Raw genomic sequence first — 24,652 nt, 5'->3', positions numbered from 1 at the left:
CCCCCGGTTGTGAAGTGGAGCTGTCTAGGAACCGCTTCACAGGACCGGAGGCCCTCGTGTCCCACGCTAACGCTGCTCTGACCCCGCGTGCCCGGCTACGCCTGGCCCGGCTGATCATCGACGAGGGCTGGACCCGCACCACCGCTGCGGAAATGTTCATGGTGTCCCCGCGTACCGCGGCCAAATGGGCTGACCGCTACCGCGACGAGGGTCCTGCCGGGATGGTCGACCGCAGCTCGAGACCCCACACAAGCCCGACCAAGACCCCGCCGGGCACCGTTCGTCAGGTCGTGCGGTTGCGGTGGCGCCACCGCCTGGGGCCGGTGCAGATCGCCGGGCAGACCGGGCTGCCGGCCTCGACGGTGCATGCGGTACTCACCCGCTGCCGGATCAATCGGCTGTCCTACGTCGATCGGGTCACCGGCGAACCGATCCGCCGCTACGAACACCCCCACCCCGGGTCAATGATCCACGTCGATGTCACCAAGTTCGGCAACATCCCCGACGGGGGAGGCTGGAGATACGCAGGCCGCCAGCAGGGTGACCGCAACCGGATCGCGACCCGTAACCGGACCGGGATCACCAACGGCAAGTACCAGCCCCGGCTGGGACATGCGTTCGTGCACACCGTGATCGACGATCACTCCCGCGTGGCCTACGCCGAGATCTGTCCCGACGAGACAGCGGCGAGCGCGACCGCGGTACTGCGGCGCGCGGTCGCCTGGTTCGCCGAACGCGGGGTCATCGTGGAGCGGGTCCTCTCCGACAACGGCTCGGCCTACAGGTCACACGCCTGGCGCGACACCTGCACCGAGCTCGCCGTCGTCCACAAACGCACACGCCCTTACCGGCCCCAGACCAACGGCAAGATCGAACGCTTCCACCGCACCCTGACCGACGGCTGGGCCTACGCCCGCCACTACGACACCGAAACCGCACGACGCGACGCCCTGCAACCCTGGATGCACTTCTACAATCACCACCGAGCCCATAGCGCCACCGGAGGCCAACCACCCATCACCCGGCTGACCAACCTCCCTGGACATCACAACTAGCCGGGCGTCATTTCCCTTTGCGGTTGTCGCGCACCATCTTCTTTATCTCGGCGTCGTTCGGAGTCACGCCCCGTCGCTTCAGCTCGTCCTTGATCTTGCGGACAGCTGCTGCCTCTGAACCGGTTGTCGGGACGTCGACTGGCTTCGACACTTTCTTCTCGACGTCCTTCAGCATCCTTTCGATTTCGCGGTCGTTGAACTCGACTCCCATGAAAGATCCTTTCGTCGTGCTGTTCGGATGGACAGGACGGACGATACTTCGCGAGTCGGACATCGAACCGGTGTCGATGGCCGTACGCTCCTGGTGTCCGAGGTGCAGTGGTGTCGGACACCGGTGGCGGCGAAGCTGCGTGTCGTGACGTCGGCGGTCGTCACCGACCTGGGGCCGGTCCTCACCGCGCACACCGGTCGTGGTGCCGTCGGTGTCGTCGTGTGCCCGGGACTCGACCCGATCGAGGGGTACACGCCCTCCTGAGACCGGGTCTCCCCAGGTCGGCGGCCGTGCACAGGAACCGGGCCGCGACGCTGTCCGGCGCGGCCGCCGGGGGACCACACCGCCCTACCGTCGCCGCATGTACCTCCGTGCCTCCCGCGACGGCCGCCCCGACGTGCTGGCCCGCCTCGCCGCGGCCCCGCCCGCCGCGACGATGCAGCCCGGCGCGGCGAGCGACCTGAGCCTCGACCGACCTGCCGAGGTCGTCCCGTCCGAACCGGATCCCGCCTCGTCGTGGCTGTGGGACGAGCCGCACGGGGCCGTCGACGGACCGTCCGCCCCGCGGTGGATCGACGACGTCCCGCGCCGCCGCCCCGACACAGACCCTCCCGACGACCGCCGCCCACGGCGCCGCGACCGGGCACTGACCGCGCCACCCGCGGCGATCGCGTTGGTGGTGATCGGGGTGCTCGCCTGTGTCGTGACGATCGTGACCGTGGCGTCCGGGTCGTCGGACGACGTGCCGACGTCGGTCGCGTTCCCGTCGAGCGCCGGACCGGTGTCGCGGACCTCGGGTGCGGTGGCATCCGGTGAGCGCGGCGCCCCGCCCGCGTCACCCGTCCCGTCGGCGGCGGCGACCGAACTCGTCGTCAGCGTGGTCGGGTTGGTGCGCACCCCGGGCCTGGTCCGCCTGCCCGCCACCGCGCGCATCGCCGACGCGATCGCGCGGGCAGGCGGTGGCCGGCCCGGCGCAGATCTGTTGGGGCTGAACATGGCCCAACCACTGCACGACGGTGACCAGGTGCTCGTCGGCTACGCCGACCCCGCCGGCGGTCCGGCTCTGCGCAGTGCCGTCGTGAGCGGGGGAGGGGCGCCGGGCGCGGCCCCGGGTGCGGCGGCCCCGGGTGCGGCGGCCCCGCGTTCGGCGGCATCCCCCTCGGCCGCCGCGGGCGGCCCCGTGAACCTGAACACGGCCGACGCCGCGGCTCTGGACGCCCTGCCCGGTGTCGGTCCGAAGACGGCGGCGGCGATCCTCGAGTGGCGACAGCGCAACGGTCGCTTCGCCTCGGTCGACCAGCTCGCCGAGGTCGACGGCATCGGCCCTGCGAAGTTCGCCTCGCTGCGTGACCTCGTGACGGTCTGACGTCGCGTGCGCCCCGCCGCCGACCTGCGTCTGGTCGCCCCGGCGATCGGCTGCTGGGCCGTCACCGTGGTCGGGATCGTCGCCGGCGACGTCGCCGCGGTCGTGGTGGCCGTCGTCGCGGCGGCCGCCGGTGGTGTGGTGGTCGTGGTGACGGCGCGCGGCGGGATGTCGCGGGTCGTGGCCTGGACGGTGATCGGGACTGCCGCCGTCACAACCGGATTCGCGACCGCGGTCGCGGTCCGTGCGCACGCGGTGGCGACCGCGGAGCTGGCCACGGCGTTCCGCGGCCACAAGACCACCGTCGACCTCGTGGTCACCGACGACCCGAGGATCCTGCGCGGCCCCGGACCGGCTCGGGTGCGGCTCCCGGCGCGCGCCGTACCGATCGGTGACCGCGGCGGCGGCCGGGTGCCGGTCAGCGTGACCGCGCCGGCGGACGGATGGGAGGGGCTGCTCCCGGGGCAGAGGATGCTCGCCGTGGTCACCGTGACCGCCCCGCAGCGGCACGACCTCACCGCGGCCACCCTGCGCGCGACCGCGGCCCCGCGGTCGGTCCGTGGGCCGCCGGTGCACCAGCGGTGGGCTGCGGGCGTGCGGGACCGGCTCACCGCGGTGAGCCGGGCCGCATTGCCGGCACGTGAGTCCGGACTCCTGCCCGGGATGGTCATCGGGGACACCTCGGGTCTCGACGACGACCTGGTCGACGAGTTCCGCCGGTGCGGGCTCACGCACCTTCTCGCCGTCTCCGGTGCCAACGTCGCGATCGTGGCGGGATCGGTGCTTGCGCTGCTGCGCGTGTCGGGGGTCCCTCGCGGTACGGCGGTCGTGCTCGCGATCGGGGTGGTCGCCGTGTTCGTCGTCGTCGTGCGGCCGTCTCCGAGCGTCGTCCGCGCCGCGGTGATGGGTGTCGTCGGGATGCTCGCGCTGGCCGCCCGCCGGGACGGCCAGCCGGTCCCGGCCCTGTGCACCGCGGTGATCACGGTCCTGGGGGTGTGGCCGGCGATGGCGGTCGACCCGGGGTTCGCGTTGTCGGTCGCGGCGACCGCAGGGCTGGTCGTGATGGCACCCCGGCTGCGGGATGCGTTGGTGGACCGGCGGATCCCCCGCGTCGTCGCCGATCCCGTCGCGATCGCAGCGACCGCACAGCTCGTGACGACGCCCCTGGTGGTGCTGTTCGCCGGCTCGGTGAGCGTCGTCGGTGTGCTCGCCAACATCGTCGTCGCCCCGGTGGTCGCGCCGATCACCGTGCTCGGCACCGCCGCCGCCGTGTGCACGGGTGCGTCGTCGGTGCTGGCGGAGGTGCTCGCCCGGACGACCGGTCCCACGCTGTGGTGGATGGTCGTGGTCGCAGGCCGCCTCGCCCGCGCTCCCGGCGCGGCACTGTCGGTGCCCGACGGGGTGTACGGCGCGGTCGCCGCGGCGGCAATCGTCGCCGTGGGGACGGGTGCCGTGGTGCTGTGGTCCCGCCGGCGCACCGCCCGCGAGGCTGTCGGCGTGCGCTGGCAGCATGGTCGGCGTGAGCGACCGGCTGCATCTCCTCCTCGGCGACGACGACTTCCTCGGCGAGCGCGCCGTCGCGGCGATCCGCACCGAGGCGGTCCGTGAGGCGGGGACCGACGTGCCGGTGTCCCGCGTGCGTGCCGGCGACGTCGGAGAGCACGAGCTGATCGAACTGCTCAGCCCGTCGCTGTTCGGTGACGCGCGGATGGTCGTCGTCGAGTCGGCCGCGGATGCCGGCAAGGAACCCGCCGCCGCGATCACCACCGCCGCGCAGGACCTGCCCGACGGGATCACCCTGGTGGTGGCGCACTCCGGCGGGGGCCGGACGAAGACGATGCCGGCGACGCTGAAGAAAGCGGGCGCGCGTGTCCACGACTGTGCCCCGATCACCCGTGTCGGCGACCGCATCGCCTTCGTCAGCGCAGAGTTCGCCTCTCTCGGCGTGAAGGTGTCGGGGGAGGTGGCCGCCCGCCTGGTCGAGACGGTCCGAGCCGACCTGCGGGAGTTGGCCGCGGCGTGCAGTCAGCTGGTCGCCGACACCGGCGGGAAGGTCGACGCCGCTGCGGTCGACGTCTACTACTCCGGCCGCCCCGAGGTCACGGGATTCGAGATCGCCGACGCCGCCGTCACGGGCAAGAAGGCCGAGGCCCTCGAGGCGCTCGCGTGGGCGGGCCATCACGGTGTCCCGCACGTGCTCGTCGCCGACGCGCTCGCCGAGGCCGTCCACGCGATCGCTCGGGTGCGGTCCGTGGGCGGACGCGACGCGAACTCGTCCGCGGCCGAGCTGGGGATGCCGCCCTGGCGCGTGCGCAAGGTGGCCGGTCAGGCACAGGGGTGGACGTCCGAGGCGGTCGCGACCGCGATGGGCATCGTCGCGACCCTCAACGGCGAGGTGAAGGGACAGGCCCCCGACCCCGACTACAGCCTGCAACGGGCGGTCGCGGCAGTCGCCGACCTGCGCCCGACGGTCCGCTCCGGCCGCTGACAGGGGCGGGCACAGACGACTCCGGCCCGGTCCGCGAGACGCGGATCCGGGCCGGATCGGGTGACCCCGCCGTACGGCGGGTGTCGATCAGAGCTTGTTGAGCGCGATCGCCATGGCCGACTTCTTGTTGGCGGCCTGGTTCGCGTGGATGACGCCCTTGCTGGCCGCCTTGTCGAGCTGGCGGCTGGTGCTGACGAGCAGGTCCGACGCCTTGTCCTTCTCACCGGCCGCGACGGCCTCGCGGAAGCTGCGGATGGCGGTGCGCAGCGACGACTTCACCGACTGGTTCCGCTGACGGGAGATCTCGTTGGTCCGGATCCGCTTCATCTGCGACTTGATGTTTGCCACGCGTCTAGCACCTCATGCTCGTCGTCGCGGCCTCTCGACCGCTGGTGTTCGCGGTCAGGCGACCGCGGTGTCCTGTGTGGTGACGTCCCGCCGAACGGGATCGTCACGAAAGTCTGTGGTGATCGCTGCGTGCGGGAACGCGACGTCCCCTCCTACGAGCACCGACCGGCCAGGTTACCAGCGCCGCAGGTCCCCGCCCAAATCCTCGGCCGTGACCGGGTCCCGGCCTGTGGATCTCCTGCCGGGTGGCTGGGCGGAATCCCCCTATTCGGACGGATCTGGCATGGTCGAGGTATGACCTCCGCGCCGGTGTCCATGGTTTCACCCACGGTGCGTTGATGTCGCGGTCGGTCGTCGTCCTGCACGTGGGGGTGCCCAAGACGGGGACCACCTACCTGCAGGACCGTCTGTGGCGGAACCGGGACACCGCCCTGCGGACCGGCGGGCTGCTCTATCCCGGGGACGTCGTCGACGACCACTTCCACGCGGCCGTGCACCTGCAACCCGCCCGGTACCTCGACTGGGTCGACCCCGGCCACGCCGACGCCTGGCCCCGCCTGGTCGACGCCGTGCGGGGATGGCCGGGCACGTCGGTCATCTCCCACGAGCTGTTCGCGACCGCCGGCGACGACGTCGTCGAGCGTGTCCTGGGAGACCTGGCAGGGCTCGAGGTGCATGTGGTGGTGACCGCCCGCGACCTGGCCCGCCAGATCCCGTCGGTCTGGCAGGAGAACGTCAAGAACCAGCACCGGTCGACGCTCGACGAGTTCGTCACGGGTCTACGTGACCTGCCCCGCGCCGAGCAGGACCCGTTCTGGGAGTTCCAGGACGTCGTCGGCATCCTGCGCACCTGGGGTCGCGATCTGCCGCCCGACCGGGTGCACGTGGTGACCGTTCCCCGTCCGGGCGCGCAGGGGGCCACGCTCTGGGACCGGTTCTGCGGTCTGCTCGGCGTCGACCCGGACGCGCTGGACCGCCCGGTGCCACCGTCGAACACGGCGCTGTCGCCGACGCAGACCGAGATGGTGCGTCGGCTCAACGAGCACCTGCAGCCCGACCGCGTGCCGTGGGACCGTTACGAGCGCGCCGTGAAGCGACACCTCATCGGTGACGTGTTGTTCGAGGCGCCCGACCGTTCGGCGCGGGTCCTCACCCGGGAGCAGGCGTCCTGGGCCGCGCGCTGTGCCGACGAGATGGTGTCCGACATCCGCGAGGCCGGGTACGACGTCGTGGGTGACCTCGACGACCTCCGCGTCGACCCGACGGCGATCCGCGACGGGGACACCGAGCCGGCGCCCGACGACGTCCTCGAGACGACGGTGGCGACTCTCGCCGAGACGTTGCGTCGGATGCCGCTGCCCGACGACACGCCGACGGTGGCCGGGCGGGTGAAGTCTGTGCTGCGCAACGGTCATCGGAGGGTGACCGCCGTGCGGAGACGGGTACGACCGTACTGATCCCGGCGGTCAGCCCGCGCAAGCTCGTGCCGCCGCCGGGCATCTGTAGCACGATGGTCCGATGAGCCCCGTGAGTTCGGTCGACAAGCGGTCCCCGTCCAAGAACACCGACAAGGGTCGTCGAGACGAGAAGAAGGGGACCTCCGCCGACGAGAAGGGCAAGAAGACCCCCGATCGACGACCGGCGGCGAAGAAGTCACCGCCCGCGCGATCGTCGAGACCACGCCAGGCGGGGACCACCGGCCTCTTCGAGGGGTATGCGAAGGGCCCGTACGCCAACGCGTTCGACGAGATGTTCGACCACGACGACGAGGTGCGTGCGCCCTACCGCGGCATCCACAAGGCGTTGGCGCCCACCGACCGGGTGGACCTGGAGAATCGCGTCGACGCGCTCGGGCGGGCTTTCATCGATCAGGGCATCACGTTCTCGCTGTCGGGCAAGGAGCGTCCTTTCCCGCTGGACGTGGTGCCGCGCGTCATCTCCGCGACGGAGTGGGCGAAGCTCGAACGCGGCATCACGCAGCGCGTGCAGGCGCTGGAGATGTTCCTCGACGACATCTACGGCGAGCAGGAGATCCTGCGGGACGGGGTGGTCCCCAAGCGCCTGGTCACCTCGTGTGAGCACTTCCACCGGCAGGCCGCCGGGATCAAGCCGCCCAACGGTGTCCGGATCCACGTCGCCGGAATCGATCTCATCCGTGACGAGCAGGGCGACTTCCGCGTGCTCGAGGACAACCTGCGGTCACCGTCGGGCGTCTCCTACGTGATGGAGAACCGCCGCACGATGGCCCGGGTGTTCCCCGACCTGTTCTCCAGCCACCGGGTCCGCGCCGTCGCCGACTACTCGAGCCAGCTGCTCAAGGCGCTGCGCGCATCGGCGGCGTTCAACGAGGCCGACCCGAACGTCGTCGTGCTGACCCCCGGTGTCGCGAACTCCGCGTATTTCGAGCACTCGCTGCTCGCACGTCAGATGGGCGTCGAGCTGGTCGAGGGCCGAGACCTGTTCTGTCGCGACAACGTCGTCTACATGCGCACCACCGACGGCGAGCAGCGCGTCGACGTCATCTACCGCCGCATCGACGACGACTTCCTCGACCCCATGCAGTTCCGGCCGGACTCGATGCTCGGCGTCGCCGGGCTGCTGAACGCGGCCCGTGCCGGCAACGTCGTGATCTCCAGCGCCGTCGGGAACGGCGTCGGCGACGACAAGCTCGTCTACACCTACGTCCCGGAGATCATCCAGTACTACCTCGGCGAGAAGCCCATTCTCGGCAACGTCGACACGCTGCGCTGTTGGCTCGACGACGAGCGCGAGGAGGTCCTCGACCGCATCGACGAGCTCGTCGTGAAGCCGGTCGAGGGCTCGGGCGGGTACGGCATCGTGTTCGGGCCGGACGCGACGGGACCCGAACTGGACTCGCTGGCACGCAAGATCAGGGCCGACCCGCGCGGGTGGATCGCACAGCCGGTCGTCCAGTTGTCCACGGTCCCCACCAAGATCGGCGACACCCTGGCCCCTCGCCACGTCGACCTGCGACCGTTCGCGGTGAACGACGGTGAGTCGGTGTGGGTCCTGCCCGGTGGTCTCACGCGCGTGGCCCTGCCCGAGGGGTCGCTGGTGGTGAACTCCTCGCAGGGCGGCGGGTCGAAGGACACCTGGGTGCTCGCCTCGCGCGCGTCGGCGTCGGAGGCCGAGCTGTCGGGTGAGGAGCTGGTCCGGACCAAGGACCTCCCGCGTACGACGCAGTCCACCGAGCAGGGGCCCGAGATGCTCGCGAACCAGCAGCAGCAACAACAACAGCAGCAGCAGCAGCAGCGTGCCGACACGGTGGGGGACGTTCGATGATGTTGGCGCGCAACGCCGAGTCGCTCTATTGGATCGGTCGGTACATCGAGCGGGCCGACGACACCGCCCGCATCCTCGACGTCGCCGTGCACCAGCTGCTCGAGGACGCGACGGTCGACCCCGACCGGACGTGTCGTCGGGTGCTGCAGGTGCTGGGGATGGAGGACGACCCGGACGTCGAGGAGTACGACGTGTGGGGTCTGACCGAGCGCGTGGCCTACGACAAGACCGCCTACGGCTCGATCGTCAACTGCATCGCCGCCGGGCGCGAGAACGCCCGCGGCGCACGCGAGGTCACCTCGAGCGAGATGTGGGAGTGCCTGAACACCACCTACAACGGGCTGTCGGACGCGGAGCGGGCGGCCCGCCGACTCGGTCCCTACGAGTTCCTCGCGTACGTGAAGAACCGTGCGGCCATGTTCGCGGGTCTCGCCGACGCCACGCTGAGTCACGACGACGGCTACCGGTTCCTCCTGCTCGGCCGGTCCGTCGAGCGGGTCGACATGACCATCCGGATGTTGTTGTCCCGCGCGGGCGATCGCTCCGGGTCGCCGACCTGGGTGACGGTGCTGCGCTCGGCCGGCGCCCACGACACGTATCTGCGCACCTATCGCGGTGCGCTCGACGCGCCGCGGGTCGTCGAGTTCATGTTGTTGGACAGGTTGTTCCCGCGATCGGTGTTCCACGCGATCACGCTCGCCGAGCAGCAGCTGCTGGAGCTCGACAACCGGCCGAACAGCCGCGTGGGTGCGCGTGCCGAGGCGCAGCGTCTGCTCGGCCGCGCCCGAAGCAGCCTCGAGTTCATGCAGCCGGGGGTTCTCCTCGACGAGCTGCAGGACCGGCTGCTGACCCTGCAGCAGACCTGTCGGGACGTGAACGAGGCCGTGACACAACAGTATTTCCACGTGTCGCCGTACGTCGCCTGGGCCGACGTCCGCGCCAGCGCCGAGGAAGCCCACTTCATCGAGGAGAGTGAACTGTGAGCTGGCGGATGCGCGTCGTCCATTCCACCGGGTTCGCGTACAACGCGCCGGTCACGTCGTCGTACAACGAGGCCCGTCTCACCCCGCGCAGTGACGCCCGGCAGAACGTCATCGTCAACCGCGTGGAGACGGTGCCGGCGACACGGTCCTACCGCTACACCGACTACTGGGGCACCGCGGTGACGGCGTTCGACCTGCACGCGCCGCACGAGGAACTCGAGGTGTCGGGATCGTCGGTGGTGGAGACCGAACCGGGTGAACGCCCCGACGCCGCAGACCAACTCGGCTGGGACGACCTCGCCAGCGACTACGTGCTCGATCGCTTCGACGAGTACCTCGTGCCGACCGACTACACGCCGCGCAACCGTCAGTTGGCCGCGCAGGCACGGCGTCTCGCCAAGGGGCTCGACCCGGAGGAGACCGTCGAGGCGGTGTGTTCGTGGGTGCACTCGGAGATGGAGTACGTCCCGGGCACCACGGGCGTGCACACGTCGGCCGTCGACGCATGGGGTGAACGCAAGGGCGTCTGCCAGGACTACGCCCACCTGACCCTGTTGATGTTGCGGGCCTTGCGCATTCCCGCGCGCTACGTGTCGGGGTACCTGCACCCGAGCCGCTCGGCCGGGATCGACGAGACCGTCGAGGGGCAGAGCCACGCGTGGGTGGAGGCCTGGACGGGCGGCTGGTGGGGCTACGACCCGACCAACGACGTCACCATCAACGAGCAGCACGTGTCGGTCGGGATCGGTCGGGACTACTCGGACGTCCCGCCGCTGAAGGGCATCTACACCGGCGGTGGCGCCACCGACCTCGATGTCGTCGTGGAGATCACGCGCTTGGCGTGAGGTGGGATCACGCGTCTGGTGTGAGGTGACCCGGTGGCGGTTGGTCAGGACCAGCCGTACTCGCTGCGCAGTCGCTGTGCGACGGCGTCGAAGCGTGCTCGGTCGAGGATGGCGCCCTCGCGGCGGATGCCCTGTTCCGGGACGTCGAGGACGCGGTCGAGACGGACGTAGCTCGCCTTGTGTCCGCCGTCCCACGGGCCGGAGCCGATGGCGGTCCAGTTGGCGTCGTCGGCGCGGTGGGCCTGGCTGGACAGCATCAGCCCCAGGAGACGGTCGTGGTCGCGCCCGACGACGAGGACCGGCCGGTCCTTGCCCTGGCTCGCGTCCTCCTCGAACGTCACCCAGGTCCAGACGATCTCGCCGGGATCGGCCGCGCCGTCGAGGGCCGGGGAGTACTCGATGCGGCGGGCCGCGTCGGCGGTGGGACGTGAGGTGTCGGTGACGGGACGTCCGGGGGTGGATGTGACCACCGGAGCGCCGCCGAGGCGGGAGGTGATCGCCTCGCGTCCCTTGTCGATCGCCCCGGATCGCTGCAGTTCGCGGTAGACGCGGGGTCCGTACTGCTGGGCCAGGCGCAGGGCCGTCTTCCAAGCGGGCATGAGCCCGAATCTAGTCCGGGCCGGCCGGCGGTCGGCGCCCGAGGAGGTGGGTGAGGACCGCCTCGACGGCCCGGTCGACGGCGGGGGACCGGTCGGGCTTGAGATCGTGCCCGGTCTTCTCGATCTCGACGAGGCGTACCGGGCCGGCGACGAGGTCGAGGGCGGCGGTGATCTCGTCGGTGGTCGCGAACGGGTCGGAGGCGCCGTGGACCACGACGGCCGGACAGGTGATGTCCGGGAGGTGCTCCGTGCGCGCCCGCTCCGGCTTGCCGGGTGGGTGCAGCGGATAGGACGTGAGCAGCAGCCCGTCGGCGACGTCGGGGTGCTCGGCGACCACCATCGAGGCCTGCCTGCCGCCGTAGGACTGACCACCGACCAGCAGCGGGACGTCGCCGACGACCTGCCGCAGGAGGGCGCACGCGGCGACGATGCCGTCCCGGTCACCCGCGGCCGTGGACGGGCTGGGCGGGCCCTTCGGCCGTCGCTGCCGGTAGGGCAGGTCGATGCGCGCGACCGCGACGCCGTGGTCGATGAGCGCGTCGGCGAGCCGTCGCAGCAGCAGCGCGTCCCGGTTCGACCCGGCACCATGGGTGAGGACCAGACCTGCGACGACCGGACCGTCGGGACGCTGCAGGACCCCGTCGACGCCCTCGCCACGGAACGGGGTGTGCGCCGCTGCGGTCATGTCCGGGCACGGTACCGGCCCGTGCGAAACTTGCAGGTGACCGACCACGAGGAGTGAGTTCGATTCCCAGCTTCGCCGACACGACGTTCACCGATCCGTCCCGGATCCGGAACTTCTGCATCATCGCCCACATCGACCACGGGAAATCGACCCTGGCCGACCGGATGCTGCAGCTCACGGGCGTCGTCGAGGAGCGCGCGATGCGTGCCCAGTACCTCGACCGGATGGACATCGAGCGTGAGCGCGGCATCACGATCAAGGCGCAGAACGTCCGGCTGCCGTGGCAGGTGACGGCCGACGGCGCGACCACCGACTACGTCATGCACCTCATCGACACCCCGGGTCACGTCGACTTCACCTACGAGGTCTCCCGCGCGCTCGAGGCGTGTGAGGGTGCGGTGCTGCTCGTCGACGCCGCGCAGGGCATCGAGGCGCAGACGCTGGCCAACCTGTACCTGGCCATGGAAAACGACCTGGCCATCATCCCGGTGCTCAACAAGATCGACCTCCCCGCCGCGGACCCCGACCGGTACGCCGCGGAGATCGCCCACATCGTCGGGTGCGAGCCCGACGACGTGCTGCGCGTGTCCGGCAAGACCGGTGCGGGCGTGGCCGAGCTCCTCGACGAGGTGGTGCGGCAGATCCCGGCCCCGGTCGGCGACGCCGACGCGCCGGCGCGGGCGATGATCTTCGACTCCGTCTATGACACCTACCGCGGCGTCGTCACCTACGTCCGTGTCGTCGACGGCAAGCTCACCCCGCGCGAAAAGGTCGAGATGATGTCGACCGGGACGACCCACGAGCTGCTCGAGGTCGGCATCGTCTCCCCGGAGCCGAAGGCCAGCGTCGGCCTCGGTGTGGGCGAGGTCGGGTACCTCATCACCGGTGTGAAGGACGTGCGTCAGTCCAAGGTCGGTGACACCGTCACCTCCGCGCGCAACGGCGCGACGCAGGCGCTCACGGGATACCGCGAGCCGCGGCCGATGGTCTACTCCGGCCTGTACCCCGTCGACGGGTCCGACTACCCCGACCTGCGGGAGGCGCTGGAGAAGCTGCAGCTCAACGACGCCGCCCTCACCTGGGAGCCGGAGACGTCGGTGGCCCTCGGCTTCGGCTTCCGCTGCGGGTTCCTGGGCCTGCTGCACATGGAGATCACGCGCGAACGGCTGCAGCGGGAGTTCGGGCTCGACCTCATCTCCACAGCGCCCAACGTCGTCTACCGACTCGTCGGTGAGGACGGACGCGAACAGGTGGTCACGAATCCGTCGGACTGGCCGGACGGCAAGCCGCAGGCCATCTTCGAGCCGATCGTGAAGACGACGGTCATCGCGCCGAGCGAGTTCGTCGGCACCATCATGGAGCTGTGCCAGTCGCGGCGCGGCGAGCTCGGCGGGATGGACTACCTGTCGGAGACGCGCGTCGAGCTGCGTTACACCATGCCGATGGCCGAGATCATCTTCGACTTCTTCGACTCGTTGAAGTCGCGGACGCGCGGGTACGCGAGCCTCGACTACGAGGAGGCCGGCGAGCAGGAGGCCGCGCTGGTCAAGGTCGACATACTGCTGCAGGGTGAGGCGGTCGACGCGTTCAGCGCGATCGTGCACAAGGACTCGGCGTTCGCCTACGGCAACAAGATGACGACCAAGCTCAAGGAAATCATCCCGCGCCAGCAGTTCGAGGTGCCCGTCCAGGCGGCGATCGGCTCGAAGATCATCGCGCGCGAGAACATCCGCGCCATCCGCAAGGACGTCCTCGCCAAGTGCTACGGCGGTGACATCAGCCGCAAGCGCAAGCTGCTGGAGAAGCAGAAGGAGGGCAAGAAGCGGATGAAGACCATCGGCCGCGTCGACGTCCCGCAGGAGGCGTTCGTCGCCGCGCTGTCGGCCGATGCCCCCGCGGACAAGGCGAAAGGCAAGTAGCCGTGGCCAATCCGGCGCTGACACCCAGCTCGCTGCCACACGGTCTGCCGGACTTCGCGGCCGTCTCCGACGACGTCCTGCTGCCCGCCTTCACCGAGGCGATGGCGACACACCTCGCGGAGGTCGAGTTCATCGCAAGGGACCCGGCGGCGCCCACGTTCGCCAACACCGTCGAGGCGTTGGAACGGTCGGGTCAGGATCTCGCGCGGGTGGCCGGCATCTTCTTCACCGTCGTCGGTGCCGACAGCACACCCGAGCGCAACCGCATCGCCACCGAGCTCGCGCCGAAGCTGTCGGATCACGGCAACACCATCGCCCTCGACCCACGGCTGTTCGCCAAGATCTCCGACCTGCACGCACGCCGCGACGAACTGGGACTCGACGAGCCGTCACTGCGACTGCTGGACAAGCGGTTCCGTGAGGCCGTCCGCGCGGGCGCCGGCCTCGACGAGGACGGCCAGCGACAGATGCGTGAGATCTCGGCGCGGCTGTCGGTGCTGACGACCACGTTCTCGCAGCACGTCCTCGACGGCAGCAACGATGCCGCGGTCCACGTCGTCGAGGAGGCCGCACTCGACGGACTCTCGCCCGCGTCGATCGCGGCCGCCGCCGACGCCGCCCGGGAGGCCGGACACGAGGAGGGCTATCTGCTGTCGATCGAGCTCCCCACGAGCCAGTCGACACTCACCTCGCTCACCGATCCCGCCACGCGCGCAGCGGTGTTCGAGGCCTCGACCACGCGTGGTGCCCGCGGCGGCGAGCACGACACCCGCGCGATCGTCGTCGAGATCGCGTCACTCCGGGCGCGTCGGGCACGACTGCTCGGCTACCGCGACCACGCCGAGTTCGAGATCGCCGAGCAGACCGCGCCCGACGCCGACGCCGTCGAGTCCGTCCTCCGCGACCTCGTCGCGGCGGCGATGCGGGCCGGCGGTCGGGAACTGACCCGTCTGCGCGCACTGGCCGGTGAGGAGGTCGGACCCGCGGACCTGACGTGGTGGCTCGCCCGGGAGCGACGTCAGACCTCCGCGGTGTCGCTCGACGACTTCTCCGACTTCTGTTCGCTGGACACGGTTCTCACCGACGGGGTGTTCTACGCGGCCGGTCAGCTCTACGGACTGCGGTTCGTCGAACGCGGTGACCTCGCCGGCTACCACCCCGACGTACGGGTGTGGGAGGTGTTCGACGGTGCGGGCGTGTCGATCGGCCTCTACCTCGGCGACTACTTCGCGCGCCGGAGCAAGCGCGGTGGTGCGTGGATGAACAACGTCGTCGACCAGTCGCAGCTGCTCGGCAACCAGCCGATCGTGGTGAACGTCTGCAACTTCACCAAGCCGCGACCCGGCGAGCCGTGTCTGCTCGACTTCGACCAGCTGACCACGCTGTTCCACGAGTTCGGCCACGCCCTGCACGGACTGCTGTCGGCGGTGCGGTACCCGTCGCAGTCGGGGACCGCGGTGCCGCGGGACTTCGTCGAGTTCCCCTCGCAGGTCAACGAGATGTGGGCCCTGCACCCGGATGTGTTGTCGCACTACGCACGTCACCACCGCACCGGTGAGCCGATCCCGACGGAGCTGGCGGACGCGGCCCGGGCCGCCACCGCCACCGAGACCGCGCACAGCACCATCGAGTACCTCGCCGCGGCTGTGCTCGACCTGGCGTGGCATCGCGTGACGGTCGAGGACGTCGAGGCCGGGGTGATCGACGACGTCGAGGCGTTCGAGGCGCGGGCACTTGCGCAGGCGGGCGTGGGGTCGGAGCTCATCCCGCCGCGGTACCGCAGCACGTACTTCAACCACATCTTCGGCGGTGGGTACGCGGCCGGCTACTACAGCTACATCTGGTCGGAGATCCTCGACGCCGAGACCGAACTGTGGTTCCTCGACCGCGGTGGGCTGAGCCGTGCGGCGGGACGGGCGTTCGCCGAGTCCACGCTCTCGCGCGGCGACAGCGTCGACCCGATCGCCGCACACCGGGAACTGCTCGGTCGTCCGGCGCGGATCGAACCGCTGCTGGCGCGGCGCGGACTCACCGACACGGCCGCGTGACCACCACTGCCACGCGCGCCGACCTCACGCGGTACGCGCTGCTCAGCATCGTCGCGTCGATCGTCGTCATCGTGATGAAGGTCGTCGCGTGGCGTGTGTCGGGGTCCGTCGGACTGCTCTCCGACGCAGCCGAGTCGACGGTGAACGTCGTCGCCGCGATCGGAGCGTTCGTCGCGCTGCGGGTGGCGTCGCGGCCCGCCGACGCCGACCACAATTTCGGTCACACCAAGGCCGAGTACTTCTCGGCGGTGTTCGAGGGCGTGATGATCGTCGTGGCGTCGGCGTTCATCATCGTCGCGGCCGTCGACCGGCTGCTGAACCCGAGCGGGCTCGAGTCGGTCGGGTTGGGTCTGGCGATCTCGGTCGCGGCGACGGTGATCAACGCCGTCGTCGGCCTGGTGTTGATCCGCGCCGGCCGCGCCCACCGGTCGCTGACCCTCGAGGCCGACGGCAAGCACCTCATGACCGACGTCTGGACGACCGCCGGCGTCGTGCTCGGCGTGCTGCTCGTCGCACTGACCGGGTGGCTGCCCCTCGACCCGCTCATCGCCATCGCCGTGGCGCTCAACATCTTGTTCGTCGGTGGGCGGTTGGTGTGGCAGTCGGGTGCCGGGCTGATGGACACCGCCCTCCCCGACGACGACCGGGCGGCGCTCGACGCCGTGCTCGACCGGTGGCGCGCGGACGACGTCGACTTCCACGACGTCCGCACACGAGAAGCCGGGCACGAGCGGTTCCTTCAGCTGCACATGCTCGTCCCCGGCGAGTGGTCGGTGCAGCGCGGTCACGACCTCGTCGAGCGGGTGGAGCGCGAGCTCGTCGAGGCACTCGACCATCTCCACGTCACCATCCACCTCGAGCCGATCGGCGACCCTCGCGCCTACGAGTCCTGGCGCCTCGACTGACCCCGATCTGACGATCCGGTGTCGGTTCCGAGCCGTTCGTTGGGCAGCAGGAACCGTTCGTTGGGCACCCGGAGCCGTTCGTTGGGCAGCAGGAACCGTCGGTTGGGCGGTTGGGGCGGGTCGTCGGCGACAGAACTCGTCCGTCGTCGTGCCGGGTGGAACCGATCAGCCGTCGGCGGCGTCCCATCGACATGGGCTATCCCGATCTCTCACGACCCGACCTCCCCGACCACATCGCGCGAACAGACCGCGCATCGCGGGACCTTCGCCGCGACATGGTGCGGCTCCACCGCGGGGTCTTCGCCGACCCCCGGGTGACGTTGACCGCCACCGACCGGATCCGGGCCGCACATCTCGGCGCGGGCCCCGGATCCGTGATCGCCGGGCGCAGCGCACAATTCCTGCACGGCGTGGCGTACCCCGACGTGGACGGAGATGTCGAGATCATCCGCGACCTCCGAGGGCAGGGGAGACGGCGCTCCGGCATCCACGTCATCCGGACGGATCAGCTGGGTCCCGACGACATCGTCGAGATCGACGGGATGCCCGTCACCAGTCTGGTCCGCACGGCGTTCGACCTGGGTCGCCGTCGCCCGGACTGGTTGGCGCTCGGGCATCTCGACGACATGGCCCGGACCACCGCACTCGACGCACACGCACTGTGGGCATACACGCGCGACCATGCCCACACCAGCGGGATCCGGCAATTGCGGGAACTCGTCGGTCTGGTCGACGCGGGGGCAGAGTCGCCCGGTGAGAGCTGGACCCGACTGATCATGCATCGACATGAGTTGCCGCGGCCGGAAACACAGATCGAGGTGTTCGACGAGTTCGGCGTGCTGATCGGTCGCTTCGATCTCGGGTACCGGCGGTACAAGGTGGGCATCGACTACGACGGTGTCGAACACCACTCGAGCGACGAGCAGCGCGCGCACGATGCGCACCGCGACAGCGGTGTTCGCCGACGAGGATGGATTCCTCTGCGGACCGGTGCCGCGGCCATCGTCGAGAACCAGTTCGCCGAGCTGGCGAAGATCGAACGGGCTCTCGTGTCGCGCGGTTGGCGACGGTGATGTCGTCGACCGCCCAACGAACGGCTCCGACTGCCCAACGAACGGCCCCAACCGCCCAACGAACGGCCCCAACTGCCCAACGAACGGCTCCGACTGCCCAGCGAACGGTTCCGGGTGCCCAACGAACGGCGCCTGCTGCCCAACGAACGGCCCCAACCGCCCAACGAACGGTTCCGACTGCCCGACGAACGGGTCAGGTGTTCGCGGGGATGAAACCGCCGCCGTGGACGTGGGCCTCCTCGGCGCGGATGACGTGCATGACCGCGTTGATCAGCGCCAGGTGGGTGAACGCCTGCGGGAAGTTGCCCAGGTGCCGCCCGGTGCGGTGGTCGATCTCCTCGGCGTAGAGCTTCAGCGGGCTCGAGTAGTTCAGCAACCGCTCGCAGAGGTGCTTCGCGCGGGTGAGTTCCCCGATCTCCACCAACGCGGACACGAGCCAGAACGAGCAGATGGTGAACGTGCCCTCCTCGCCCGACAACCCGTCGTCGGTCTCCTCGACGCGGTAGCGCAGCACGAGACCGTTCTCGGTCAGCTCGTCGGCGATCGCCAGCACGGTGTTGCGCACGCGGTCGTCGTCGGGCGGGAGGAACCGCAGCAGCGGCACCAGCAGCAGCGAGGCGTCGAGCGCATCGCTGCCGTACCGCTGGGTGAAGACGCCGCGCTCGTTCACACCGTGGGTGAGGATGTCCTCCTTGATCTCGTCGGCCTTCTCGGCCCACGTCTTCGCGTACGACTTCTCGCCGTGCATCGTCGCCAGACGTGCGCCCCGGTCGAGGGCGATCCAGCACATGACCTTCGACGAGGTGAAGTGCTGCGGCTCCCCGCGCACCTCCCAGATCCCGCGATCGGGCTTGTGCCAGTGCTTGATCGCCTCCTCGACCTGCGCCTTGAGCACCGGCCACAGTGTCTCGGAGATGGTGTCGGTCGACTTGGTGTTCAGGTACACCGAGTCGAGCATCGTGCCCCAGATGTCGTGCTGCGACTGGTTGTACGCGCCGTTGCCGATGCGGACGGGACGCGCGCCGTCGTAGCCCGAGAGGTGCAGCAGCTCCTCCTCCTCGAGCTCGCGTTCGCCGCCGACGCCGTACATCACCTGCAGCGGATGGTGTTCGCCGTTCGTCACCCCGGACACGTCGGCGATGAAGGAGAAGAAGTCGTCGGCCTCGCGGTCGAGGCCCAGCGTGTACAGGCCCCACAGGGCGAACGTGGAGTCGCGCACCCACGCGTAGCGGTAGTCCCAGTTGCGTTCCCCGCCGGGCGTCTCCGGCAGTGACGTCGTCGCCGCGGCGAGCAGCGCGCCGGTCGGGGAGTAGGTGAGGCCCTTGAGCGTCAGCGCGCTGCGCTGCAGGTGGCTGCGCCACGGGTGATCCGGGAACGCGCCGATGTTGATCCACTGCCGCCATGACTCCGCGGTCGCCCACATCTTCTGGGCGGCCTCCTCCCACGTCTGCGGGGCCGGGTACGACGACCAGCTGAGCGCGATGAAGCGGTCGTCGCCCTCGGTGAGGCGGCTGCGCGCCCGCGCCTCACGACCCTCCAGGCCGAGCTTGAAGTTGGTGGTCAGCTTGAGCGTCGGCGCGGGATGGGTCGTCCCCGACGCCGTCGCGATCGCCTCGGAGTAGGCGGGCCCCGAGTACTCCCATGTCGTCGTGCCACGGTGGTAGTCGAACGCCGGCTCGCAACTGACCGCGACCTCGACGGTGCCGCTCACGCAGCGGACCGTGCGCAGCAGGATGTGCTCGGCGTCCCAGTCGGTGGGGGTGCGCTTGTGCGTGCGCGACCGACGGTCGTTGTCGTGCCACGGGCCCATCACGAGCGCGTCGCGCACGATGATCCAGCCGGTGTCGGTCTGCCACGTCGTCTCGACCATGAGGCTGCCCGGTAGGTAGCGACGGTCGACGGGCACGTTCACGCCATAGGGCGCGAGCTTGAAATGTCCTGCGCTGCGGTCGAGGACGGCACCGAAGATGCTGGGGGAGTCCGGCCGCGGCACGCACATCCACTCGACCGACCCGTTGCGCGCGATGAGGCAGTTGGTCTCGCAGTCGGACAGGAACGCGTAGTCGTCGATGGGCGGGAAGACGTTGCGCGTCGCCGTGGCCGGGGTGAACGAGCTGGCGTCCGCCATCGCACCCGACGCGCCGTGCAGTGCGCTGCTCTCCTCGGCCAGCGCGACGGCGGGCGGGGAGGGGACGGGGATCCCGGCGGGGCTGTCCGGCGACCCGGCGTGACCGGAGGCGGTTGTCATCGGTCCATCATGGCGAGCGAGGACCACGTTCGCACGCGAACCGGGCGCGCCGGGTGGGTCGCGCAACCCCTTTGCGCTCAGGGTGATTTTAAGTCCGCGCGCTAGGGTTGCCGGGTGAACGGGATCAGGACGTGGTGGGACGGCGTGGAGGCCTGGTTGACGGGCCTGTCCTTCCTCCCGCAGCTCCTCGTCACGCTCGCCGTCCTCATCCCCGCGGCCATCGTCGCGGCTCTGGTGATCAACCTGCTGGTCAGCGTCGTACTCGGCCTGGTGGGCCGTCGGGGCGACGTCGTCGAGACCACCACCGGGGAGCGCTGACATGGTGCGCTCCCGGGTCACCATCGCGCTGATCGCCCTCATCGTGCTGGTCGTCGTCGCCTGGCTGATCACGCTCTGACGGCGCCCGCTGCGGCCGTCGCGGCTGTTCAGGGCACCGATCGCGGCTGATAACCTCACGCCTTGTGACCGATTCGACGGGCCCGCGCAGCACGCTGGCCCTCGCCCTGTTCGCGGTGGACCACCACTGCGTCTCCGACGTGCACTGTCGCTGATCCCGGCCGTCGCGGATCTCTGCCGCGCGCCCACCGACTGCGTTGCCCGGTCACCCGTTTCGTCCCCGCCCGAGAGGTCCGCGTTGTCCCCCTCCCGTCGTCCCCGGCCGCCCCGCCCCCGCGGTGCCGTCGGCGTCCTGATCGCCGTGGTGGTCGCGTTGGTGACGGCCGCGTGCGGGGCCGGCTCGACCGACGTGCCGGGCGGACGGGACATCTCCAGCGGGTCCCATCATCTGAACCTGGTCGCCTACGCGACACCCAAGCCGGGCTTCGACGCGATCATCCCGGCGTTCCGGGACACCCGGGTCGGTGGGGACATCGGCTTCTCGCAGTCCTACGGCGCCTCGGGGGACCAGTCGCGCAAGGTCGCGCGACGCGTCCCGGCCGACGTCGTCAACTTCTCCGTCGAGCCCGACATCACCCGACTCGTCACCGCCGGTGTGGTCGACAAGGACTGGAAGACGCAGTACCCCAACAACAGCACGCCGTTCGGGTCCGTCGTCGCACTCGTCGTCCGGCAGGGCAACCCGAAGAACATCCGCGACTGGGACGACCTGCTCCGTCCGGGGATCGAGGTCGTCACGCCCAACCCCGGCAGCTCTGGGTCGGCGAAGTGGAACCTGTTGGCGCCGTTCGCCGCGAAGAGCAACGGCGGGGCCGAGGAGAAGGCGGGCCTGGACTACATCCGGAAACTGGTGTCGAACCACATCCGCGTCAACCCGAAGTCCGGCCGCGAGGCGACGACGACCTTCGAGCAGGGACAGGGTGACGTCCTCATCAGCTACGAGAACGAGGCGATCATGTTGGCGCGCAAGAACGGGAGCCTCCCTCCCTCGCAGCGCACCGACTACGTCATCCCTCCCCAGACGTTCAAGATCGAGAACCCGGTGGCGATCGTGTCGACCAGCACGGAGAAGGACTCGGCGCGTGCGTTCCTCGACTTCCTGTTCAGCGACGAGGGTCAGCGCATCTGGGCCCGACAGGGTTTCCGGCCGGTGACGCCGTCGGTGATCGCGGCGACCGCGGGTGACTTCCCGGGACGCATCGACAAGCTCTGGACGATCTCGGACCTGGGGAAGGTGTTCGGCCCGAAGATCGCGACGAAGAAGGGCGGCACGGCTCCCACCGGGTGGAAGGCCGTCGACTCCGAACTGTTCGGTACGTCCGGCGCCATCAGCAAGATCTACGACGCGGGAGGCAAGTCGTGACCGCGATCGAGATGGACACCCCACCGGGACCCACTCGCCGCGGTCGCCGGCGCATCGGGGCGACACCCCTGGGCGTGGGCGTGGCCGGCCTGTGGCTCTCGGTCATCGTCCTGTTGCCGCTGGCCGCGATCACGGCGAAGTCGTTCGACGACGGCTGGAGCGGATTCGTCGACGCCATCACCGCGGAGGCCGCGGTCGGCGCCATCCGGGTGACCGTCCTCGTCTCGATCGTGGTCGCGGTGATCAACGTCGTCATGGGCACCGTGATCGCGTGGGTGCTCGTCCGCGACGATTTCCCCGGCAAGGGGGTCGTCAACGCACTCATCGACCTCCCGTTCGCACTGCCGACCATCGTCGCGAGCCTGGTGCTGCTGTCGCTCTACGGGCCGAACAGCCCGATCGACATCCAGATCAACGCGACGAAACCCGCTCTCGTCGTGGCGCTGGCGTTCGTGACCCTGCCGTTCGTCGTGCGACAGGTGCAGCCGGTGCTCATCGAGGTCGACCGCGAGGTCGAGGAGGCCGCCGCCTCCCTGGGCGCGTCCAACTGGACGATCTGGTGGCGGATCATCGTGCCGTCGCTCGCGCCCGCGATCCTGACCGGCGCCGGTCTGGCGTTCACGCGCGCGATCGGCGAGTTCGGCTCCGTCGTGCTCATCGGCGGCAACGTGCCGAACGACACCCAGGTCGCCTCGCAGTACATCCAGCAGCAGCTGGAGGTCGACGCCCCGGTCGACGCCTCGGCGGTGTCTGTCGTCCTGCTCCTCATCGCCTTCGTCGTGCTGCTGGTGCTGCGCCTCGTCGGCCGACGCGCCGCCCGACGTGAGGGGGACGACTCGTGAAGGTCTCCCCGACAGCGCGGTACGGGCTGCGTACCGTCGCCCTGCTCTACCTGTTCGTTCTGCTCGTCGTGCCGGTCGCGCTGATCTTCTGGCGCTCGTTCGAACACGGCATCGTGCAGTTCTGGGACTGGATCACCACACCCGCCGCGATCGCGGCCCTGCAGCTGAGCCTGCTCATCGTCGTGATCGTCGTCCCGCTGAACGTGATCTTCGGCATCGCGACCGCGATCGCGCTGGTGCGTGGTCGATTCCCCGGTCGCGGCGTCGTGCAGGCGATCATCGACCTCCCGTTCGCGGTCTCGCCGGTGGTCGTCGGTGTCTCGCTGGTCCTGCTCTGGGGGTACGGCGGGTGGTTCGGCGGTGTCGAGTCACTCGGGTTCCGCGTCATCTTCGGTCTGCCCGGGATGGTGCTCGCGACCGTGTTCGTCACGCTGCCGTTCGTCGTCCGCGAGGTCGAACCGGTCCTGCGGGAGATCGGTACCGAGCAGGAGGAGGCCGCGGCCACGCTGGGTGCCGGCGGGTGGGCGACGTTCCGGCGCATCACCCTGCCCGCGATCCGATGGGGACTCACGTACGGCATCGTCCTCACCGTCGCGCGCAGCCTCGGGGAGTACGGCGCGGTGATCATCGTGTCGTCGGGATACCCGGGGATCTCGCAGACCCTGACGCTGCTGGTGTCGTCGCGCTACACCGACGACTACAACGAGTACGGCGCCTACGCCGCGGCCACGCTGCTCATGCTGATCGCGATCGCGGTCCTCGTCGCGATGACGCTCATCGAACGCCGTGGGTCGACCGGACGCCTCGCGCGGGCCGCCCGCCGCACCTCCACCGACGAACCGGCCGCCGATGCCGCGACCGCACCCCCGCCCGATCCGTCCGGCCTCACCGCCGACGACAAGGAGTACGCACGATGACGATCTCGGTGGCCCACGCCAACAAGCGCTACGGCGACTTCGCCGCACTCGACGACGTGTCGCTGGACATCCCGAAGGGATCGCTCACCGCGCTCCTCGGGCCCTCGGGGTCGGGGAAGTCGACGTTGCTGCGTGCCATCGCCGGGCTCGACGAGCTGGACTCCGGCACGGTGACGATCAACGGTCAGGACGTCACGCGCCTGTCGCCGCAGCGGCGCGACATCGGGTTCGTGTTCCAGCACTACGCCGCGTTCAAGCACATGACCGTGCGTGAGAACGTGGCGTTCGGACTGAAGATCCGCAAGCGCCCGAAGGCCGAGGTGGCGCGCAAGGTCGACGAGTTGCTCGAGGTCGTCGGGCTCGCGGGGTTCCAGACCCGGTATCCCGCACAGCTCTCCGGCGGGCAGCGGCAGCGCATGGCATTGGCGCGAGCTCTCGCCGTCGACCCGGAGGTGCTGCTGCTCGACGAGCCGTTCGGCGCGCTCGACGCCAAGGTCCGCGAGGACCTGCGACGGTGGCTGCGTCGTCTGCACGACGAGGTGCACGTCACGACGGTTCTCGTCACCCACGACCAGCAGGAGGCGCTCGACGTCGCCGACCGCATCGCGGTGCTGAACAAGGGGCAGATCGAGCAGGTCGGCAGCCCCGACGACCTCTACGACCGTCCGGCCAACGAGTTCGTCATGTCCTTCCTCGGGTCGGTCGCCCGGCTGAACGGTAACCTGGTCCGCCCGCACGACATCCGGCTCGGCCGCACCCCCGACCTGGCCCTCGCGGGCGCGGATTCCGAGAGCGTGGAGAACGGTGTCTTCAAGGCCACGGTGGTCCGGGTGGTGCACCTCGGTTTCGAGGTGCGCGTCGAGCTGACGAACGCCGCCACCGGCGACGACTTCCACGCGCAGATCACACGCGGCGACGCCGCCGCCCTCGCGCTGTCGGAGGGTGACGACGTCTTCGTCCGTGCGACACGCATCCCGGCGGTAGCCGGGTCATAGATGCGAGCCCGGCGGTAGCCGGGTCATAGATGCGAGCCCGGCGGTGGCCGGGTCATAGATGCGAGC

General features: G+C 70.1%; 23 protein-coding genes. 18 read left to right on the top strand and 5 right to left on the bottom strand.

Annotated elements, in window-relative coordinates; translation table 11 throughout:
- The first annotated feature begins 56 nt into the window (after window positions 1–56).
- Window positions 57–1,055, top strand: coding sequence for an IS481 family transposase (locus LX12_RS19935; RefSeq protein ID WP_253656359.1), 999 nt, complete (start codon window positions 57–59; stop codon window positions 1,053–1,055).
- Window positions 1,056–1,062: 7 nt separating this feature from the next.
- Here the strand turns inward: LX12_RS19935 and LX12_RS19930 are convergent, their stop codons facing one another.
- On the bottom strand, window positions 1,063–1,266 hold the full coding sequence (locus LX12_RS19930) for a hypothetical protein (protein ID WP_253656329.1): 204 nt from the start codon (window positions 1,264–1,266) through the stop codon (window positions 1,063–1,065).
- Window positions 1,267–1,359: 93 nt separating this feature from the next.
- Here LX12_RS19930 and LX12_RS19925 point away from each other — a divergent pair, with 93 nt between their 5' ends.
- The 4 genes from LX12_RS19925 to holA all read left to right on the top strand — a co-directional run bounded on the left by LX12_RS19925 (window position 1,360) and on the right by holA (window position 5,117).
- Window positions 1,360–1,530, top strand: a complete 171-nt coding sequence (locus LX12_RS19925) for a hypothetical protein (protein ID WP_253656328.1) — start codon at window positions 1,360–1,362, stop codon at window positions 1,528–1,530.
- A gap of 97 nt (window positions 1,531–1,627) precedes the next feature.
- A complete protein-coding gene (locus tag LX12_RS19920) occupies window positions 1,628–2,632 on the top strand; it encodes a ComEA family DNA-binding protein (protein ID WP_253656327.1) in 1,005 nt (334 codons plus the stop codon).
- A gap of 6 nt (window positions 2,633–2,638) precedes the next feature.
- Window positions 2,639–4,237: a ComEC/Rec2 family competence protein gene (locus LX12_RS22310; protein WP_253656326.1), complete on the top strand. Its 1,599-nt coding sequence runs from the start codon at window positions 2,639–2,641 to the stop codon at window positions 4,235–4,237.
- Window positions 4,140–5,117: a DNA polymerase III subunit delta gene (holA, locus tag LX12_RS19910; RefSeq protein ID WP_253656325.1), complete on the top strand. Its 978-nt coding sequence runs from the start codon at window positions 4,140–4,142 to the stop codon at window positions 5,115–5,117. Before LX12_RS22310 ends, holA begins: the two co-directional genes overlap by 98 nt.
- A gap of 87 nt (window positions 5,118–5,204) precedes the next feature.
- Here holA and rpsT read toward each other — a convergent pair whose 3' ends face one another.
- Window positions 5,205–5,465, bottom strand: a complete 261-nt coding sequence (gene rpsT / locus LX12_RS19905) for a 30S ribosomal protein S20 (RefSeq protein ID WP_253656324.1) — start codon at window positions 5,463–5,465, stop codon at window positions 5,205–5,207.
- A gap of 338 nt (window positions 5,466–5,803) precedes the next feature.
- Here rpsT and LX12_RS19900 point away from each other — a divergent pair, with 338 nt between their 5' ends.
- The 4 genes from LX12_RS19900 (at window position 5,804) to LX12_RS19885 (ending at window position 10,596) form a co-directional block, all read left to right on the top strand.
- Window positions 5,804–6,922 (top strand): sulfotransferase family protein, encoded by a 1,119-nt coding sequence (locus LX12_RS19900; protein ID WP_253656323.1) that lies wholly within the window; start codon window positions 5,804–5,806, stop codon window positions 6,920–6,922.
- A 61-nt stretch (window positions 6,923–6,983) separates the two neighbouring features.
- Complete coding sequence (locus LX12_RS19895) at window positions 6,984–8,768, top strand: circularly permuted type 2 ATP-grasp protein (RefSeq protein WP_253656322.1); 1,785 nt, start codon at window positions 6,984–6,986, stop codon at window positions 8,766–8,768.
- The gene (locus LX12_RS19890) at window positions 8,765–9,751 is read left to right on the top strand and encodes an alpha-E domain-containing protein (RefSeq protein WP_253656321.1); all 987 of its coding nucleotides are present in this window, start codon (window positions 8,765–8,767) and stop codon (window positions 9,749–9,751) included. Before LX12_RS19895 ends, LX12_RS19890 begins: the two co-directional genes overlap by 4 nt.
- Window positions 9,748–10,596, top strand: coding sequence for a transglutaminase family protein (locus LX12_RS19885; RefSeq protein WP_253656320.1), 849 nt, complete (start codon window positions 9,748–9,750; stop codon window positions 10,594–10,596). Before LX12_RS19890 ends, LX12_RS19885 begins: the two co-directional genes overlap by 4 nt.
- 44 nt (window positions 10,597–10,640) lie before the next feature.
- Here the strand turns inward: LX12_RS19885 and LX12_RS19880 are convergent, their stop codons facing one another.
- Together LX12_RS19880 and LX12_RS19875 are read right to left on the bottom strand one after the other, a co-directional pair.
- Window positions 10,641–11,195, bottom strand: coding sequence for a type II toxin-antitoxin system PemK/MazF family toxin (locus LX12_RS19880; RefSeq protein ID WP_253656319.1), 555 nt, complete (start codon window positions 11,193–11,195; stop codon window positions 10,641–10,643).
- Window positions 11,196–11,205: 10 nt separating this feature from the next.
- A complete protein-coding gene (locus LX12_RS19875; RefSeq protein ID WP_253656318.1) occupies window positions 11,206–11,880 on the bottom strand; it encodes an alpha/beta hydrolase family protein in 675 nt (224 codons plus the stop codon).
- Window positions 11,881–11,933: 53 nt separating this feature from the next.
- On the opposite strand from LX12_RS19875, the gene lepA reads away from it, so the two are divergent.
- The 4 genes from lepA (at window position 11,934) to LX12_RS19855 (ending at window position 17,825) form a co-directional block, all read left to right on the top strand.
- A complete protein-coding gene (lepA, locus tag LX12_RS19870) occupies window positions 11,934–13,799 on the top strand; it encodes a translation elongation factor 4 (RefSeq protein ID WP_253656317.1) in 1,866 nt (621 codons plus the stop codon).
- Between the two features lie 2 nt (window positions 13,800–13,801).
- Window positions 13,802–15,847, top strand: a complete 2,046-nt coding sequence (locus LX12_RS19865) for a M3 family metallopeptidase (RefSeq protein WP_253656316.1) — start codon at window positions 13,802–13,804, stop codon at window positions 15,845–15,847.
- Complete coding sequence (locus LX12_RS19860; RefSeq protein ID WP_253656315.1) at window positions 15,844–16,752, top strand: cation diffusion facilitator family transporter; 909 nt, start codon at window positions 15,844–15,846, stop codon at window positions 16,750–16,752. Before LX12_RS19865 ends, LX12_RS19860 begins: the two co-directional genes overlap by 4 nt.
- 191 nt (window positions 16,753–16,943) lie before the next feature.
- A complete protein-coding gene (locus LX12_RS19855; RefSeq protein ID WP_253656314.1) occupies window positions 16,944–17,825 on the top strand; it encodes a hypothetical protein in 882 nt (293 codons plus the stop codon).
- A gap of 193 nt (window positions 17,826–18,018) precedes the next feature.
- Here LX12_RS19855 and LX12_RS19850 read toward each other — a convergent pair whose 3' ends face one another.
- Window positions 18,019–20,073: a glycoside hydrolase family 15 protein gene (locus LX12_RS19850; RefSeq protein WP_372505109.1), complete on the bottom strand. Its 2,055-nt coding sequence runs from the start codon at window positions 20,071–20,073 to the stop codon at window positions 18,019–18,021.
- A gap of 114 nt (window positions 20,074–20,187) precedes the next feature.
- On the opposite strand from LX12_RS19850, the gene LX12_RS19845 reads away from it, so the two are divergent.
- The 5 genes from LX12_RS19845 to LX12_RS19825 all read left to right on the top strand — a co-directional run bounded on the left by LX12_RS19845 (window position 20,188) and on the right by LX12_RS19825 (window position 24,586).
- Entirely contained in the window at window positions 20,188–20,391 is a 204-nt protein-coding gene (locus LX12_RS19845) for a hypothetical protein (RefSeq protein WP_253656313.1), read from the top strand.
- Between the two features lie 316 nt (window positions 20,392–20,707).
- Complete coding sequence (locus LX12_RS19840; RefSeq protein ID WP_253656312.1) at window positions 20,708–21,832, top strand: sulfate ABC transporter substrate-binding protein; 1,125 nt, start codon at window positions 20,708–20,710, stop codon at window positions 21,830–21,832.
- A gap of 11 nt (window positions 21,833–21,843) precedes the next feature.
- On the top strand, window positions 21,844–22,674 hold the full coding sequence (gene cysT / locus LX12_RS19835) for a sulfate ABC transporter permease subunit CysT (RefSeq protein WP_253656357.1): 831 nt from the start codon (window positions 21,844–21,846) through the stop codon (window positions 22,672–22,674).
- Window positions 22,671–23,591, top strand: a complete 921-nt coding sequence (cysW, locus tag LX12_RS19830; RefSeq protein WP_253656311.1) for a sulfate ABC transporter permease subunit CysW — start codon at window positions 22,671–22,673, stop codon at window positions 23,589–23,591. The genes cysT and cysW overlap by 4 nt, the downstream gene beginning before the upstream one ends.
- On the top strand, window positions 23,588–24,586 hold the full coding sequence (locus LX12_RS19825; RefSeq protein ID WP_253656310.1) for a sulfate/molybdate ABC transporter ATP-binding protein: 999 nt from the start codon (window positions 23,588–23,590) through the stop codon (window positions 24,584–24,586). Before cysW ends, LX12_RS19825 begins: the two co-directional genes overlap by 4 nt.
- The last annotated feature ends 66 nt before the right edge of the window (window positions 24,587–24,652 follow it).

The sequence above is a fragment of the Williamsia serinedens genome, assembly GCF_024171725.1.
Classification (GTDB): Bacteria; Actinomycetota; Actinomycetes; order Mycobacteriales; family Mycobacteriaceae; genus Williamsia_A; species Williamsia_A serinedens.
This window is presented reverse-complemented; position numbering and strand designations above follow the sequence as displayed.